This window comes from Bacillus cereus group sp. Bc061 (assembly GCF_027715825.1).
Lineage (GTDB): Bacteria > Bacillota > Bacilli > Bacillales > Bacillaceae_G > Bacillus_A > Bacillus_A paranthracis.
Genome location: NZ_JAQFTZ010000004.1, coordinates 169,509 through 185,862 on the forward strand (window position 1 = coordinate 169,509; position 16,354 = coordinate 185,862).

A 16,354-nucleotide genomic window follows, 5' to 3' on the forward strand; every position below is an offset into this window, starting at 1 on the left:
AAAGCTTTCCTATTCTTCATATAAAAAGCCGATTTCATACTACAGAAATCGGCCTACGTTTTAGCAGGAAAATTATTGCGAATTGTTTCAAGCGCATGCTCTTTCACAATTTGTTTTCCATACTCACTTACACGATGAATTGTTAAAGTTGATTCTTCCCCGTATTCTAAAACAATGCTTAAAATGCGATCAATTTCTTCTTCATCATGTAGCACTTCATCGAATTCCACATATACATAATAGCGGTCCTCAAATGAATACAGCTCATCTTTTATATCTTCAAAGATAAGACGATGACTTAATGAAATGACATCTTCAAAATCATTAAACTTAATTAAAAAGCCAAACGTACCATCTTCGTTAAAGTTTGTACCTGCTTGTTCCTCTACCTCTTCCACTAATTCTTGCTGGAATAATGATTCAATACCTTCATCTAGAGGAATGTCTATAATTTTATCTACACCTATTGGTAGTTCTAGCTTTTGTCCATCCTTTGAAAGTTCTGCTTTCGTTACAAGTACTTCAATCCCTTTATCGACTGCTTGCACTTGAATCCATAACGGCCCATCAATAAAGAAATCGTCATGATCACGAGCTTCGTCCATCATTTCCCAAAAGAGCTCTTCGCTTCTTTCGCGGTCATACCAAATTTCCTCACGATTAAAGCCTCTGTCCTCTATATCAATGTACGTAATAAAAAATTTCATCGTATGATCATTAATTCTTTCAATATCCAAAATACAACTCTCCCTTCCTGCTTAGAATTGTTATGAAGGGATTCCCCACTCATATGACAAATCAATAGATTCTTGTACTCTCATTTTATGATAAGATTCTCCAGAATGGAAATAAAATCGATTTATTTTACAAAAATAGTTATATACCTATCTTCATTCAATGGTATACACAAATATATCATTGTCGCGATGCCTCACTTATAAAAAATTTGGACATACATTTCCATCTTCCCCCGTACACTGTAATAAAGTGAAACTTTTATTAGAGAAGATGCTTTAGTCCTTTTCACCACATACATATAGTTCGCTTATTAAAACATCATAAATGGAGGCAGACGAATGGACTTAGAGTTTTTAACATCTGTACTAATGATTGTCGGTATCGATGTTGTATTAGGTGGTGACAACGCAATTGTCATCGCACTAGCTAGCCGAAATTTACCTGAATCGAAACGAAATAAAGCTATTTTGATCGGTACTCTTTTAGCAATCGTACTAAGAATTATCCTTACTATACTAGCTGTCTATTTGCTCGACATTCCATTTCTGCAACTTATCGGGGGCATTTTACTTACATTCATTGCAGTAAATTTACTAACTGATAATAGCAACGATCTTTCTTCTATTCAAGGAAAAACAACTTTATTTCAAGCTGTGCGTACAATTGTATTCGCGGACCTTGTTATGGGATTTGACAACGTTATCGCCATTGCAGGGGCAGCTCACGGAAGATTTTTACTCGTAATAATCGGTTTACTCATTTCTATCCCGATTATTATTTGGGGCAGCAAACTCATTTTAATACTTATGGAACGCTTTCCACTCCTCATTTATTGCGGGGCAGCAATTCTCGCTTATACAGCAGGAAAAATGGTCACACATGAAGACAGACTTGCAACCTTTTTTCATAACAACCCAAGTTTCACTGCAGGCATTCCTTACTTATTTATTTTCACCATCTTATGCATCGGCTTTATCGTTCAACGAGTTCGATTACGAAATTTGAAACATTAAAAAAAACCTTCTACTATATAATAGGTAGAAGGTTTTCATATTATTATAATTAATTTACAAGACGCTGTGCTTCACGTAATTGGAACGTTCTTACTGTACGTGGTAAGAAACGGCGGATTTCGTCTTCATTGTAACCTACTTGAAGGCGTTTCTCGTCAATCATAATTGGACGACGTAAAATCCCTGGATAGTCACGAATCATCTTATATAAATCTTGAAGTGGTAAAGACTCTAAGTTTACATTTAATTCTTGGAAAACTTTCGAACGAGTAGAAATAATCTCATCCGTTCCGCTTTCTGTCATACGTAAAATCTCTTTAATTTCCTCAATCGTTAATGGATCTGAGAAAATATTACGTTCTGTATAAGGAATATGATTTTCCTCTAGCCATAATTTCGCCTTTCTACAAGACGTACAGCTTGGAGAACTATATAATGTTACCATACAAAGCTCACTCTCCTTAAAGAGTACAAATTCTGTACTAATTACAGTTTAAATTTCTAAATTCAGCAATTTTTCGCGATACCTTGTCTTAAAACAAAGTGCAAAAATTGCTTTTCATGTAAGCAACAACTTTTAGTAAACAACAATTACTTTTAATAAGTAACTTCTATAATCATTATACAATAGATTTTGCAAGAAATATACAGTAAATTTCCTTCTAATTGAGAAAACTCTTCCGTGCATTTCACTGCTATGTAACATAATCACACTTACTTCAGCTGTTCTTTAACAATAATCTTCAACCCTCTTAACGCTTGCTTTTCATAGATTTTTCATATAATTTATAGTTATTCTCTCATAATCTTTCCTATGAAAAAGAGAACGTTTTCTTACCTTTTTTTGATAAATCAATTAAGAAATGTAAGACTATACAAGTGAGAATCAAAAGAACGTTTGTTCTCATTTTAGCAAACATTCTCATTCATGTCCATACGATTTCTAAAATAAATCAAAAATTTTTCTGATATTTCTTTCTTTTTCATTTTTTATCTCATACAATAAAAATACAGACAGGCAAAGGGGGAATTTGCAAATGATTGCTTTTTTTATTGATTTTGTCACTGTTGCTGCCCTCATCATCGGAATAACAGCATTGATTGGCGTCATTACAAATAGTATTGGTGAAAAACTCTTTGGCGGAAAAGAAAAGATGAAGTTTGTTAATAAAAGTTTGGATGTACAATCCGGCTGGAACCAAGTTGGTGGGAAAGGTATTTATAAGAAACGTACGTATTAAAAAAAGCAGGCAATTACCTGCTTTTTTCTTATTTCTCTACTGACGCCCATTTAAAGCTTAAATCGCCACCATATTTATGGTTGTACATATTTTTAATGGAATCTCTTTGTAAGTATGCTCTACCACGTTGATATACCGGTACAATCGCAGCGTCATCAAGTAACATTTTCTCTGCTTCTAGTAAGCTTTTCCAACGAGCATTTACATCGCTTCCATCTTTTTTTGCTTTCATGATGATCTCATCATATTTCGGATTAGAATATTTCATTTTATTTTGTGATCCGTCAGTTACAAACATATCAAGATATGTAATTGGATCTGGGAAGTCTGCACTCCATCCAGAGAATGACATGACGAAATCGCCCGCATCTTCTAATTTTAGTTTTTGCGCGAATGGTTGTTGTTTAATTTTCACTGTTAAACCTGGTAAATTCTTTTCTAACTCACCTTTTAAATATTCCCCTGTTTTCTTCGATAATTCAACATCTTCGTTTAATAACTCTAATTCGATTTCATTTTTACCAAGCTCTTTTTTACCAGCTTCCCAATATTTCTTCGCTTCTTTCACATTTGGTTTTACAATATCTCCATTTACAGCACGGAAGTCCTTTTTATCCGGTCCTTTAATGAAGTTATCAGGAATTAACCCTGTTGCTGGCTTAGAACCGTTATTTAATAATGTATCAACGAACGGTTTACGTTCAAAAGCAAGTGAAATTGCTTTACGAATATTTTTATTTGCTAACGCTGGATCTTTTTGATTTAAACGAAGGAAGAATACAGATGTATCTTCTACTGTTTGGAAATCTGGTTTTCCTTTATATTTATCGATGAACTCCGCTAATAACGTTGCTCGATCGACTGCGTTTGTTTCATATAAATTAATTGGTGTAGACGTATCTTTAACAATATTAAAGTTTACTTCCTCAATCTTCACTTCTTTATTATCCCAATATGACGAGCTCTTTGTCATTTTAAAGCTACGTTCATGTTGCCAATCACTTAATGTAAATGGTCCGTTATAAAGTGTTGTATTCGCTTCCAAACCAAACTTCGTACCTTGCTCTTTCACGAACTTTTCATTCACAGGATAGAAGATTGGATATACCATTAAATCTACAAGGTATGGAATGGAATTGTCTAATTCCACTTCTAATGTATAATCATCAATCGCCTTTACCCCTAATTGGTCCGGACTCATCTCTTTTTTGTTAATTTTCTCTGCATTTTTTATATCATACATAATGTACGCTGATTTCGCAGCTGTATCTGGGTTAATCGCTCTTTGCCATGCGTATACGAAATCTTTTGCCGTCACAGGCTCACCATTTGACCATTTTGCGTCTTCACGTAATTTAAATGTATATTTTTTACCGTCTTCTGATTTTTTGAATTCCTTCGCTACACCAGGAACAAGCTTATCGTCTTTTCCTAAACTGTATAAGCCTTCCATCGTATTAGTCATTACTCTTGAAGAAACTGCATCAGCTGATAACGCTGGATCCATCGTTGGAATTTCTTGCGTTTCAATTAAGTTAATAACTTGCTTCGCACCGCTTTTCCCGCTATCCCCTTTTGCGTTCGCTTGCGGTTCATCTTTTTGGTAGCTACATGCCCCTAACATCATGCTCATTGCTACTGTTGATACTACAAAAACTGGCATCTTTTTTTTCATACTTCCACCCTCCACAAAAATGTTAGCCCTTTCATTTTCAAACAAAAAGAAATATATATATGTTCTAATAATTCATATTATACACACAAATATATTTTTTGTATATTTATATTTCTATTTTATTAAAATTTTCTGTTAAAAATTAAACCTTTGTAAACGTTTCATATTGCTGATTATCCTTACTAAAGTGTTGAAAATAGTTATTTTTATATTTTTCTAAATTATCAGAGAAAAACAAAATTTATATCTTATAATACTTTACGCATAATTATCCTTCTGTTTTTATCATAAAATAGCTCTCCCTTCATAATAAAGATATGTAGGTTAAAATGAGTGCAAAGGTCAAGAAAGTATGTTACGATACACTTTGCTAAAAATAGATATCGGTAAAGAGGGGACGGACATGACAGCAATTCAGGCAAAAAACAGGCCTACTGAGAAATTAAGTTTATTCTTATTAACATGGCCTATTTTTCTAGAAGTTTTTCTATTTATGTTAATGGGGATCGCTGATACTTTCATGTTAAGTGCATTATCAGACGATGCTGTATCTGGGGTTGGTGCAGCGAATCAATATCTCCATATCGCTATTTTGGTACTAGAAGTCATCGGGAACGGCGCAGCCATCGTCGTATCTCAATACCTCGGTTCCAAACGTTTTATGGAAGCATCAAAAATATCAGCTTTAGCCGTCACATTAAATTTAGTGGTCGGACTCGTTATAAGCGCTGGTTTTCTTTTATTCTCAAAACATATGATGATGGCAATGAACTTACAAGGCGATGTACTAATGTATGCACAGAGCTATTTATCTATCGTCGGAGGAGCTATTTTCCTTCAAGCTATTATTAATTCATTAGCCGCAATTATCCGCGTACATGGCTTCACAAAGCAAGCGATGTTTATTTCTCTTGGAATGAATATTATTCATATCGCTGGAAACTACGTACTCATTTTCGGAAAATTTGGTTTCCCAGAGCTAGGTGTACAAGGGGCTGCCATTTCTTCTGCTGTCAGCCGACTTATAGCGCTTCTCGTTTTCTTCTGGTTACTGTACCGCGTTATGGAGTACCGTGTAAAATTACAATACTACTTCACCTTATCAAAAGAATATATCGGGAAAATTTTAAAAATCGGAATTCCATCTGCGTTTGAGCAGGTTATGTATCAAGCTTGCCAAATTGTCTTCTTATACTATGCAACATATTTAGGAACGGAATCGTTAGCGGCTAGACAATACGCTACGAACATTTCTATGTTCACTTATTTATTCGCTATTGCAATCGGTATGGGAACTGCAATTATTATCGGACGCCTCGTTGGCGGTGGTGAAAAAGATGAAGCGTATGAACGTGTATGGAAAAGTGTAAAGTGGGCGATCGGTGTCACTTTATGCATGGTTGCTCTCGTTATTACATTCCGTACACAATTAATGGGACTATTTACAGATAATCCGCACATTATTGCGTTAGGTGCGTCAGTTCTTTTACTAAGTGTACTACTTGAAACAGGGCGTACGATGAACATCGTCATCATCAATTCACTTCGCGCAGCTGGTGATGCAAAGTACCCAGTTTTAATCGGCGCATTCTCTATGGTGTTAATGAGTTTACCACTCGGTTATTTTTTCGCCTTCCATTTAGATATGGGGCTCGTTGGTATTTGGCTAGCAATCGCTATTGATGAATGGACACGTGCCATTATTATGTTCTTCCGCTGGAAAAGTAGAGCGTGGGAGCGTTATGCACTTGTTAAACCTGAAGAACAAGAGGAGATTGTTTCTGTTCAGGCGCAATAATACTCTTTTAATTAAGGCGTAGTCATTAGTATAGGCAACTTATATTTGCGATTCTTTAAATATATCGACTTACCGAGAAATATTGACAACTCTTTTATATAGTAAAAAAATCCATTCTTCTGTAATAGAAGAATGGATTTTTTATTATTGATAAATCTCTTTATATTTCTTGTACTCCGCTTCAGAACATAGTACGAAATGTCCCGGGCGAATTTCACGCATTGTCGGTTCTTCACTGCCATAATTGTGCTGAGATGGATCGTATACGATACGTTTACGATTGCGCTCATAATCTGGATCTGGAAGTGGAATTGCTGATAATAGTGATTTTGTATATGGATGAATTGGATTTGCATATAACTCATCACTTGTTGTTAATTCAACGATTTGACCACGGTACATTACACCAATGCGGTCACTAATGTATTTTACCATTGATAAATCATGGGCAATGAATAAGTATGTTAAACCTTTTTCTTTTTGTAACTTTTTCAGTAAGTTTACAACTTGCGCCTGAATTGATACGTCAAGTGCTGAGATTGGCTCATCGGCAATGATAAATTCAGGTTCTACAGCAAGTGCACGAGCGATACCGATACGCTGACGTTGTCCACCTGAGAATTCATGAGGGAAACGGTTTGCGTGCTCTTTATTTAAGCCAACTGTGTTTAATAATTCATGAACACGGTCCATACGCTCTTTTTTGTTTTTCGCTAATCCGTGAATATCAATACCTTCTGCAATAATATCCCCTACTGTCATACGTGGGTTTAATGATGCATATGGATCTTGGAAAATCATTTGCATTTTACGGTTGAATTTCTTCAATTCTGCGCGTGATTTTTTGCCATGTACATTTTCACCGTCGAACAATACTTCACCTGCAGTTGCATCATATAAACGAATGATCGTTCTTCCAGTTGTTGATTTACCACAACCCGATTCTCCTACAAGACCAAATGTTTCTCCGCGGTAAATATCAAATGAAATATCATTAACCGCTTTGACAACACCACCACTCACGTCGAAGTGCTGCTTTACATTTTTTACTTCAATTAATTTCTCACGTTGTTTAGTCATGTTGTTCACCTGCTTTCATTTGAAGAATGCGTTTTTCAACGACTGCCGGCGGTTTTACTTCTGGAGCTTGCTCATGAAGTAACCAAGTTGCCGCATAGTGTGTATCACTTACTTTAAATAAAGGTGGGTCCATTTCAAAATCAATTTTCAGTGCCTGTGGGTTACGTGGTGCAAAAGCATCTCCCTTTGGCGGCTTCAATAAATCTGGAGGCGTTCCAGGAATTGCATATAACTCTTCTTCTGAACCATCTAAACTTGGCATAGATGCGATTAAGCCCCAAGTATATGGATGTTTTGGATTGTAGAAAATTTCATCTACAGTTCCGATTTCAACAACTTTACCAGCGTACATAACTGCTACGCGGTCCGCAACGTTCGCCACTACACCTAAGTCATGCGTAATGAAAATGATTGCTGCTTCTGTTTTTTGTTGAATGTCCTTCATAAGCTCTAAAATTTGCGCCTGAATTGTAACGTCTAGCGCTGTTGTCGGCTCATCGGCAATCAATAATTTTGGGTTACAAGCTAATGCCATCGCAATAACTACACGCTGCCTCATACCACCAGAGAATTGGTGCGGATATTGTTTTAACCGAGCTTCTGGATTTGGAATACCTACAAGGTCGATTAATTCCAACGCAACTTTACGTGCGTCTGCTTTACTCATTCCTTGGTGTTTAATAAGGCCTTCCATAATTTGATTTCCAATTGTCATCGTTGGGTTTAATGATGTCATTGGATCTTGGAAAATCATCGCGATATCTTTACCACGTACTTGCTGCATTTCTTTTTCTGTTAATTTTGTTAAGTCACGACCTTCAAATACGATTTCACCATTTTTAATGCGTCCAGGAGGATTCGGAATTAATCCCATTAACGCTTTAGAAGTAACTGATTTCCCAGAACCAGATTCTCCTACAATCGCTAATGTTTCCCCTTTTTTCAAATCAAAAGTAACGCCGCGTACAGCTTGTACTTCACCTGCATGTGTATCAAAGGAGACTTGTAAATCTTTTACCTCTAACAATGTTTTCATCTTTGCCTCTCCCCTCTTTTACTTACGCATTTTTGGATCTAACGCATCGCGTAATCCGTCTGCCATTAAGTTAAACGCTAAAATTAATATACTGATGACAACCGCAGGAATGAACATCATATGCGGATACGTTTGAATTGATTTATAACCGTCATTTACAAGAGAACCAAGTGATGCGAATGGTGGCTGAATACCTAAACCGATGAAGCTTAAGAACGCCTCACCAAACACCGCTGTTGGAATTGTAAACATTGTCATTACGATAATTGGTCCCATTACGTTCGGGATTAAGTGTTTTACAATTAATTGTGTATTTGTTGCACCTAATGTACGAGATGCTAATACGTATTCTTGATTTTTTAATTTAAGGATTTGTCCACGAACGATACGCGACATCCCTATCCAACCTGTAATTGCCATTGCGAGTGTAATTGACCATATACCAGATCCCATAATGATTACCATTAAAATAACGATGATTAAGTATGGAATACCGTTAATAATCTCCATAATACGTTGCATAATGTTATCTACTCTACCGCCATAGAACGCTGAAATACCTCCATATGCAACCCCAATTACTAAGTCAATTGCTGCTGCTAAAAGAGCGATATATAATGATACGCGTGTACCTTCCCATGTTCTTGTCCATAAATCGCGTCCAAGATCATCTGTACCAAACCAGAAATACTCTTTAATATCACGTTTTTCATATTGGTCAACACCATATTGATCTGTGCCGTCAAATGGTAACCAATGAACATTTTCAATAACTGGAATTTTCGGTGGCAATTTTGCACGTCCTAAATCTTGCTCTTTATACGAGTGCTTACTTACCATCGGTCCGAAGATTGCTAGTAAGATAATAAGCGTTAATAAAACTAAACCAAACATTGCTCCTTTATGTTGGAACAAACGTCTTCTTACATCTTGCCAAAACGTTAAGCTTGGACGGGCAATGACTTCATTATCCACATTATTTTGATTAGCTTGTTGAAATAAGTCTGGAGATAATTTTTGTACATCTTTCATCATTTTTTCCCTCCCGCTAAACGAATACGAGGATCAATAATTCCGTATAAAATATCAACAATGAAAATAACTAAGATGAAGATCGCACTATAGAAAATTGTAGTTCCCATAATAACTGTATAGTCATTCACTGTAATAGATTTAACGAACTGTTCCCCTAGTCCTGGTACAGCATAAATTTGCTCAATAACTAATGTACCTGTAATTAACCCTGCAACCATTGGTCCTAAAATTGTTACAACTGGAATTAACGCGTTACGAAGGGCGTGTTTGATAATGATAACGCCTTGGCTAATTCCTTTCGCTTTCGCTGTTAAAATGTAGTCAGCTTGCATAACTTCAATTAACTCTGCACGAGCGAAACGTGCGATTGTTGCGATAACTGCCATCGATAAAGCGATTGTAGGCATTACTGTAAACTCTGGCCCTTTCCAGAATGCTACTGGGAACCATCCAAGTTTTACCCCTACGAAATATTGTAGTAATGCGGCAAATACGAACGATGGTACCGACATCCCGAGTACGGAAATAATTGTCGCTCCATAGTCGACCCACGTATTGTTACGAAGTGCCGCAACGATTCCTAAAATTAAACCGATAAATGTTCCTAATATAATCGCTTGTAAACCAAGTTGTGCTGATGGTCCAATGCGATCCACAATCATGTCTGTTACTGGACGGTTATCATATTGGAATGATACCCCTAAATCCCCTTTTGCTAAGTTACCTAAGTAACGTGCATATTGAACTGGTACTGGATCATTTAAACCATATTTTTCAAGAATGATTTCTTTTTGTGCCGGTGATAACTTCTCCTGATTTTTAAGCGGAGAACCTGGAAGTAATTTCATCAAAAAGAAAGTCAACGTAGTAATTAAAAATAATGTCAAAGCCATGTACACGAAACGTTTTAATACATAACGTCCCATAGTCAAGCACCTCCCCGTTTTTCTCAAAAGCAATAAGATAGTTTAAAATATTCTTACTTTTATTTTTTTAAAATAAGAGTACACGCCCATCATAGGCATATACCCTTATTCATGATGGAAACCATTTTTAGTTTTTGAGTTCAACCCACTTATAGCTAAATTCCCCGCCATATTTATGTTCTAATAGGCCAGTAATAGATTGGCGTTGTAAATATGCTTTTCCAGGTTGATATACTGGAGCAATCGCCGCATCTTCAAGCAGTTGTTTTTCCGCTTGTAATAATGCATCCCAGCGAGCTTGTACATCAACTTCTGTTTTTGCTTTTTTAATTAAATCATCATACGCTGGGTTTGCGTAATGTACTTTGTTTTGTGCATTACCTGTCGTATACATTTCAAGGAATGACATTGGATCCATATAATCTGGACTCCATCCCGCATATGACATTGCATAATCTCCACTTGCTTCAAGTTTTAATTTTTGTGCAAATGGTTGCATTTTTGTTGGAACTGTTAAACCTGGTAAGTTCTTTTCAAATTGGCCTTTTAAATACTCTCCGATTTTTTTAGCATCATCAGTATCAAAGTTTAATAGCTCTAACTCTACTTTGTCTACACCAAGTTCTTTTTTACCAGCTTCCCAGTATTTTTGTGCTTCTTTCATATCCTCTTTTATAAGCTTTCCGTTTTCTTCACGGAAGTCTTTTCCATTCGGACCTTTTGCTAAGCCTTTCGGAACAAAACCATATATACCCTCTGAACCATCGTTTAAGATTACTTTTCCGATGTTTTCACGTTCAAAGGACATTGCAATTGCTTTTCGGATATTTTTATTTGCTAAAAATTTATTCTTTTCATTTAAGCGAATAAATTGTGTAGATGGTCTCTTAATCGTTTTAAAGTCAGCATCTGATTTGTATTTATCTACAAACTCTGATGTTAAGACTACACGATCAATTGCTTTCGTTTCATATAAATTTATAGCAGTTGAACGATCCTTAACAATATTGAAGTTTATTTCCTCAAGTTTTACTTCTTTATTTTCCCAATACGTTGGATTCTTCTTAAGTTGGAAACTTTGTTCATGCTTCCATTCATTTAATACGAATGGACCATTATAAAGTGTCGTATTGGATTCTAATCCAAACTTTGCTCCTTGTTCTGTTACAAATTTCTCATTCAAAGGATATAATGTTGGATAGACTGTTAAACTTACAAAATAAGGAACAGGGTTATCTAATTCCACTTCAAGTGTATGATCATCAATTGCCTTTACACCAAGTTCTTCAACTGGTAATTCTTTTTTGTTAACTTTCTCCGCATTTTTAACATCAAATAGTATGTAAGCAAACTTGGCACCCGTGTTTGAATCTACAGCTCTTCGCCAAGAATAAACGAAGTCCTTCGCTGTTACAGGTTCACCATTAGACCATTTCGCATCTTCACGTAACTTAAACACATATTTTTTGCCATCCTCTGATTTCTCATAAGATTTAGCGACACCCGGAACAAGTTTATCATCTTTCCCCAGACGATATAACCCTTCCATTGTGTTATTCATGATGTTAGAAGATGTTGCATCTGTTGATAACGTCGTATCCATAGTTGGGATTTCAGCTGTCTCAGTTAGATTTAACACTTGCTTGTTTGAGGATTTTTCTTTCGCGCCTGCTTTATTATCCTCTTTTTGGTAACTACAAGCTCCTAACATACTGACAGTCAACGTCGATGCAAGTAATAACGGTATCTTTTTCTTCATGTTGTGTTGCCTCCCCTAATTGCACTTCCTGTACCCTCACTTGTAAAAAAGTAGAATTGAAAGAATAATCTCCAAGTTTCTACAATTTTCATTATACATATAATATAACAATTGTGAATATAGTTTTTTGTTTTTTTGTTAAAATTTTTAATAAAATGTTTATTTTTTTATTTTTTTGTAAAGGGATACGTTAACATTGCTACCATCATCTTGCAATCAGACCTTTAATTGCGTATAATTTTCAAAAAATTAGTTCTAGTACATATTATAGCTTTTATAGTATAATAATTCTAGTAATATTTTGACGGAGGGGAACATTTTGAATAAAGTTTTTTTTCATACTTGTATACTAATTTCCATAGCGATAATCGCTTCTAGTATTGGTGCATTCCTCGTTTCATCGCATTTTTTGTTGAATTTTGTCAACATCTCTTTTTATATTGCACTATTTTTTATTCTTACAGGCGGTTTTTTATTCATATTTCAAAATGGATTTTTTAACGTAACAATTTACGCATTCCAAAGAGTATTTGGTACGAACAAAAAAATCGACTCTTTAATTGAAGAAGTAGAGGAACCTGTCGATAAGAAAGAACGTATTTATAAAACATATTCATTCAAATGGACGTATCCAATTTGCATTACCGGTATCGTTCTTGGGTTGTTCTCGACCTTCATTAGCTTTACTATTTTGATGTAGTTTGCAAACACTATCCCATATGATATAATAATCTGCAAAACATTTTGTTATAAAACTTTAGTTCTTTCATATTTAAAAGAGCTCAGGTAACAATAAATAAATTTATATGTATGCGATGATAAAGAAGAGTACATATTGAGGCAATTTCAGAGAGCTTGTGGCTGGTGTGAACAAGTAATTGTACAGTATGGAATGGGCTTTTGAGCTCCAAACCGAACCGAAAGTAGTAGGCTTTGGCGTTATATCCAAACGTTATTATGGATTAGAGAGATTTCACAGTAGTGAAATAATTAGGGTGGTACCGCGGTCCATTCGTCCCTATAGTTTTTTGGGATGAATGGGCTTTTTTGTTTGCCTTCTCTTCCCTATCACGCATTCAAATTTAGGAGGAATTACTTATGTCAGTTATCTTTTCTGGTATTCAGCCGAGTGGAACGATTACACTTGGAAACTATTTAGGGGCTATGAAGCAATTTACAGAGCTTCAAAACGAACACGACTGTTATTTCTGTATTGTAAATCAACATGCGATTACAGTGCCTCAAGATCCCGTCGGGCTTCGTAAAAACATCCGCAGTCTTGCTGCACTTTATGTAGCATGCGGTATCGATCCTGAAAAAGCTACGTTATTTGTACAATCAGAAGTACCGGCACACGCTCAACTAGGATGGATTATGCAATCAGTTGCTTACGTTGGAGAATTAGAGCGTATGACGCAATATAAAGATAAAGCGTCAGGTAGAGATTCAGTACCAGCTGGATTACTAACGTATCCACCATTAATGGCTGCTGATATTTTACTTTACAACACTGAAATCGTGCCTGTTGGTGATGACCAAAAGCAACATATGGAATTAACACGTGACCTAGCAGAGCGTTTCAACAAACGCTTCCGTGAAGTATTCACAATTCCTGAAATCCGTATTCCAAAAGTAGGAGCTCGCGTTATGTCACTAACAGAGCCTACGAAAAAAATGAGTAAATCTGATCCGAATCCAAAATCAATGATCAGCATGCTTGACGAACCAAAAACAATTGAAAAGAAAATTAAGAGTGCTGTAACTGATTCTGAAGGTATCGTGAAATTTGATAAAGAAAACAAACCTGGCATCTCTAACTTATTAACAATCTACTCTTCATTCTCTGGAAAAACAGTTGAAGAAATTGAAGCAATGTACGAAGGAAAAGGATATGGCGACTTCAAAGGCGACTTAGCGCAAGTAGTCGTAGAGGCAATTCGTCCAATCCAAGACAAATATAACGAACTAATCAACTCACCAGAACTAGACGAAATTCTAGACAAAGGTGCCGAAAAAGCAAACCGCGTCGCATTCAAACAACTACGCAAAGTAGAAAACGCAATGGGACTAAGCAGAAAACGTAGGTAACATATAAAGCGGAGGCGACTGCTTAGCCCTGACGGCTAAGGTTCTTTCCCACAGAAGGTGCTTTTTACCTTCTTGTGGGGAAGGTTCTTAGACGCGAAGGGTTAGGAGCCGGAGCTAGATTACATATAAAGTGGAGGCGGCTCGTTCAGCTCTGACTGGCTAAGGTTCTTTCGCATAAAAGGCGCTTTTTGCCTTCTTATGCGGAAGGTTCTTAGACACGAAGAGCTTGCCGCTGGAGCTAGACTACAACAAATAAAAAAACCGCCGATTGGCGGTTTTTTAATTTACCTTTTGCTCGTTTTCCATTTCCCATAACTTTTCAAAAAATGGCTGTCCTTTTACGAGACGCTCGCATAATTGTTCGTGCTTCTCAGACCAACCTGTTTTCGCTTCATCATACAGCTTAGCCCAAATATCTTCAAATTCCATATGTTGAACCATTCCGTATGCTGATGGATCCCACTCTGTGAACCAATAGCGAATTTCCGCTGTGTTTTTCGTTGTATGTAATTGATCTAACGCCATAAATAGTAATTGTTTAAGCTGTCTTTCTTTACGAGTTAAGCCATTCATAATGAAAGGTGATGGTGATAAAATATGATGTTCTTTTTCCATTTCTTCTACTTGGAACTCATACTTTTCTGCTTGTACGTTTTCTACCATCTCATATACCATCTGCTCTTGGCGCGGTATAAGTCTGCTCTTTCGAATCGGTACGTTGTAACCAATTGTGTCGATTGCAATAATTCCTTTTCCATCTGTAACTACAAAGCAATACTCTTGCTGCAAACGTTCATGATTTTTACGAATATAAGCCTTATGATGTACGTCTTCCAACATTTTTTGCGGAAGCTCTAACAATTCGTTCTCGATGTAATGATATAATGTGGAATCTACTTTTAATAATGGCACTTGATCTAATAGCTCAATCGTATCATCTTTCCGCCATTCGTAAAAATGACAAACGTTATACCCATTTTCTTCACCTTCAAACCAATTTACCCATACATCATGTAGATATAACATTCACTACCCCTCACTTCACTACTGTTTGTATCCATCATTATGTTCAATTTTTCTTAACTTTATTCCACCTAAGGAAATATATTCTAATTATTATTTTTTCTTCTATTAATACTAAAAAAACAGGAAAGAGAGCTCCTGTTTTTTTATATATGAAATGTTTTTGCTTTATTCAATATTTCTTTTGCATCTATAGGTAATAAAGAAAGTGTATCTTCTCCTTCCAAAGTTACACAATCTTTGACAATATGAAATCCAAGCGCATAGCCAAGCATCTTCGGATAAGAGTGAAATCCATTTAATAAGATGTCGTGCTCCCTTGTTCCTCGCTTTATACTTATTCTTTCATATACAACGTTTTTCCAATAATATATAGCCTCTTCTTTTGAAAGATACGTCGTCCACGGTGCATTGTTTTTTTCTGAATATCTTTCCGTTACCGCTTGCTCAGCTAACCCTTCCATAATCATCGTATCAAGTAATGTATATTCCGTTTCTTTCGTCTCAATTTGATGCAACCTGCATATATGATGATATTCATGCGCCAATAGCACTTTTAATTCTTCCACCGAATTCCGTCCACATACGAATAAGAAAATAACGTGACGCATAGATAATCCAGCCCTGCCGTTATACTCTTCTTGTACAGTTCGATTATAGGAATCTGATAATAGAATAAAGACAGGGACATCTGGACCTTTTAACCAATTTTTCAGTTTCTCATACTCTGCACGTAACTCTTTCCAAACTTCCTTTTTCTCTAACTCTTTAATTTCTCGTTCTCCTCGCATAACAGGGCGATACATACCTTTAGAAATTAAAAAGCGATACAACCTTTCTTTTGGCAGCGGGATATACTTCGTAAACTTCTCACACAGCTTTTCTGGCCGTCCATAATATAGATGTAACCACTCAGCAGTTTCAACAACCCCCATCTTTATC

Annotated in this window: 15 protein-coding genes and 1 other annotated feature; of the genes, 5 read left to right on the forward strand and 10 right to left on the reverse strand. The window is 36.1% G+C overall.

Annotated elements, in window-relative coordinates; translation table 11 throughout:
- Positions 1–53: 53 nt before the first annotated feature.
- On the reverse strand, positions 54–737 hold the full coding sequence (gene mecA, locus PDQ40_RS17080) for an adaptor protein MecA (protein WP_000350710.1): 684 nt from the start codon (positions 735–737) through the stop codon (positions 54–56).
- Between the two features lie 339 nt (positions 738–1,076).
- Here mecA and PDQ40_RS17085 point away from each other — a divergent pair, with 339 nt between their 5' ends.
- Positions 1,077–1,751 (forward strand): TerC family protein, encoded by a 675-nt coding sequence (locus PDQ40_RS17085; RefSeq protein ID WP_000362603.1) that lies wholly within the window; start codon positions 1,077–1,079, stop codon positions 1,749–1,751.
- A gap of 49 nt (positions 1,752–1,800) precedes the next feature.
- On the opposite strand, the gene spx is transcribed toward PDQ40_RS17085, so the two are convergent.
- Positions 1,801–2,196: a transcriptional regulator Spx gene (gene spx, locus PDQ40_RS17090; RefSeq protein WP_000258267.1), complete on the reverse strand. Its 396-nt coding sequence runs from the start codon at positions 2,194–2,196 to the stop codon at positions 1,801–1,803.
- A gap of 592 nt (positions 2,197–2,788) precedes the next feature.
- On the opposite strand from spx, the gene PDQ40_RS17095 reads away from it, so the two are divergent.
- A complete protein-coding gene (locus tag PDQ40_RS17095) occupies positions 2,789–2,992 on the forward strand; it encodes a hypothetical protein (protein WP_000559978.1) in 204 nt (67 codons plus the stop codon).
- Positions 2,993–3,020: 28 nt separating this feature from the next.
- Here the strand turns inward: PDQ40_RS17095 and PDQ40_RS17100 are convergent, their stop codons facing one another.
- Complete coding sequence (locus PDQ40_RS17100; RefSeq protein ID WP_000728612.1) at positions 3,021–4,667, reverse strand: peptide ABC transporter substrate-binding protein; 1,647 nt, start codon at positions 4,665–4,667, stop codon at positions 3,021–3,023.
- 352 nt (positions 4,668–5,019) lie between these two features.
- On the opposite strand from PDQ40_RS17100, the gene PDQ40_RS17105 reads away from it, so the two are divergent.
- Positions 5,020–6,465, forward strand: a complete 1,446-nt coding sequence (locus PDQ40_RS17105; RefSeq protein ID WP_002163724.1) for an MATE family efflux transporter — start codon at positions 5,020–5,022, stop codon at positions 6,463–6,465.
- 144 nt (positions 6,466–6,609) lie between these two features.
- Here the strand turns inward: PDQ40_RS17105 and PDQ40_RS17110 are convergent, their stop codons facing one another.
- The 5 genes from PDQ40_RS17110 to PDQ40_RS17130 form a co-directional block, all read right to left on the reverse strand.
- Positions 6,610–7,545 carry an ABC transporter ATP-binding protein gene (locus tag PDQ40_RS17110; RefSeq protein WP_000166346.1) on the reverse strand — a complete coding sequence of 312 codons (936 nt, stop codon included), beginning with the start codon at positions 7,543–7,545 and terminating at the stop codon, positions 6,610–6,612.
- On the reverse strand, positions 7,538–8,581 hold the full coding sequence (locus PDQ40_RS17115) for an ABC transporter ATP-binding protein (protein WP_000854346.1): 1,044 nt from the start codon (positions 8,579–8,581) through the stop codon (positions 7,538–7,540). The genes PDQ40_RS17110 and PDQ40_RS17115 overlap by 8 nt, the downstream gene beginning before the upstream one ends.
- A gap of 18 nt (positions 8,582–8,599) precedes the next feature.
- Complete coding sequence (gene opp3C, locus PDQ40_RS17120; protein WP_000974101.1) at positions 8,600–9,616, reverse strand: oligopeptide ABC transporter permease; 1,017 nt, start codon at positions 9,614–9,616, stop codon at positions 8,600–8,602.
- Positions 9,613–10,542, reverse strand: coding sequence for an oligopeptide ABC transporter permease (opp3b, locus tag PDQ40_RS17125; RefSeq protein ID WP_000534165.1), 930 nt, complete (start codon positions 10,540–10,542; stop codon positions 9,613–9,615). Before opp3b ends, opp3C begins: the two co-directional genes overlap by 4 nt.
- 127 nt (positions 10,543–10,669) lie before the next feature.
- A complete protein-coding gene (locus PDQ40_RS17130) occupies positions 10,670–12,301 on the reverse strand; it encodes a peptide ABC transporter substrate-binding protein (protein WP_000727235.1) in 1,632 nt (543 codons plus the stop codon).
- A 319-nt stretch (positions 12,302–12,620) separates the two neighbouring features.
- On the opposite strand from PDQ40_RS17130, the gene PDQ40_RS17135 reads away from it, so the two are divergent.
- Together PDQ40_RS17135 and trpS are read left to right on the forward strand one after the other, a co-directional pair.
- Complete coding sequence (locus PDQ40_RS17135) at positions 12,621–13,001, forward strand: DUF3899 domain-containing protein (protein WP_061536284.1); 381 nt, start codon at positions 12,621–12,623, stop codon at positions 12,999–13,001.
- A 106-nt stretch (positions 13,002–13,107) separates the two neighbouring features.
- Positions 13,108–13,324 (forward strand) — a binding site (T-box leader).
- Between the two features lie 75 nt (positions 13,325–13,399).
- Positions 13,400–14,389: a tryptophan--tRNA ligase gene (gene trpS / locus PDQ40_RS17140; protein WP_000110985.1), complete on the forward strand. Its 990-nt coding sequence runs from the start codon at positions 13,400–13,402 to the stop codon at positions 14,387–14,389.
- A 279-nt stretch (positions 14,390–14,668) separates the two neighbouring features.
- Here the strand turns inward: trpS and PDQ40_RS17145 are convergent, their stop codons facing one another.
- Together PDQ40_RS17145 and PDQ40_RS17150 are read right to left on the reverse strand one after the other, a co-directional pair.
- On the reverse strand, positions 14,669–15,415 hold the full coding sequence (locus PDQ40_RS17145) for a YjbA family protein (protein WP_000966137.1): 747 nt from the start codon (positions 15,413–15,415) through the stop codon (positions 14,669–14,671).
- Between the two features lie 143 nt (positions 15,416–15,558).
- A complete protein-coding gene (locus PDQ40_RS17150) occupies positions 15,559–16,347 on the reverse strand; it encodes a DUF2268 domain-containing protein (RefSeq protein ID WP_000539323.1) in 789 nt (262 codons plus the stop codon).
- Between the last annotated feature and the right edge of the window lie 7 nt (positions 16,348–16,354).

Excerpts from the sequence above, each read along its gene's own strand:
- PDQ40_RS17105 (WP_002163724.1), top strand. The coding sequence starts at position 5,020 with ATGTTACGATACACTTTGCTAAAAATAGATATCGGTAAAGAGGGGACG.
- PDQ40_RS17130 (WP_000727235.1), bottom strand. The coding sequence starts at position 12,301 with ATGAAGAAAAAGATACCGTTATTACTTGCATCGACGTTGACTGTCAGT.
- spx (WP_000258267.1), bottom strand. The coding sequence starts at position 2,196 with ATGGTAACATTATATAGTTCTCCAAGCTGTACGTCTTGTAGAAAGGCG.
- trpS (WP_000110985.1), top strand. The coding sequence starts at position 13,400 with ATGTCAGTTATCTTTTCTGGTATTCAGCCGAGTGGAACGATTACACTT.
- opp3C (WP_000974101.1), bottom strand. The coding sequence starts at position 9,616 with ATGATGAAAGATGTACAAAAATTATCTCCAGACTTATTTCAACAAGCT.
- PDQ40_RS17100 (WP_000728612.1), bottom strand. The coding sequence starts at position 4,667 with ATGAAAAAAAAGATGCCAGTTTTTGTAGTATCAACAGTAGCAATGAGC.
- PDQ40_RS17110 (WP_000166346.1), bottom strand. The coding sequence starts at position 7,545 with ATGACTAAACAACGTGAGAAATTAATTGAAGTAAAAAATGTAAAGCAG.
- PDQ40_RS17115 (WP_000854346.1), bottom strand. The coding sequence starts at position 8,581 with ATGAAAACATTGTTAGAGGTAAAAGATTTACAAGTCTCCTTTGATACA.
- PDQ40_RS17150 (WP_000539323.1), bottom strand. The coding sequence starts at position 16,347 with ATGGGGGTTGTTGAAACTGCTGAGTGGTTACATCTATATTATGGACGG.
- PDQ40_RS17085 (WP_000362603.1), top strand. The coding sequence starts at position 1,077 with ATGGACTTAGAGTTTTTAACATCTGTACTAATGATTGTCGGTATCGAT.
- PDQ40_RS17145 (WP_000966137.1), bottom strand. The coding sequence starts at position 15,415 with ATGTTATATCTACATGATGTATGGGTAAATTGGTTTGAAGGTGAAGAA.
- PDQ40_RS17095 (WP_000559978.1), top strand. The coding sequence starts at position 2,789 with ATGATTGCTTTTTTTATTGATTTTGTCACTGTTGCTGCCCTCATCATC.
- opp3b (WP_000534165.1), bottom strand. The coding sequence starts at position 10,542 with ATGGGACGTTATGTATTAAAACGTTTCGTGTACATGGCTTTGACATTA.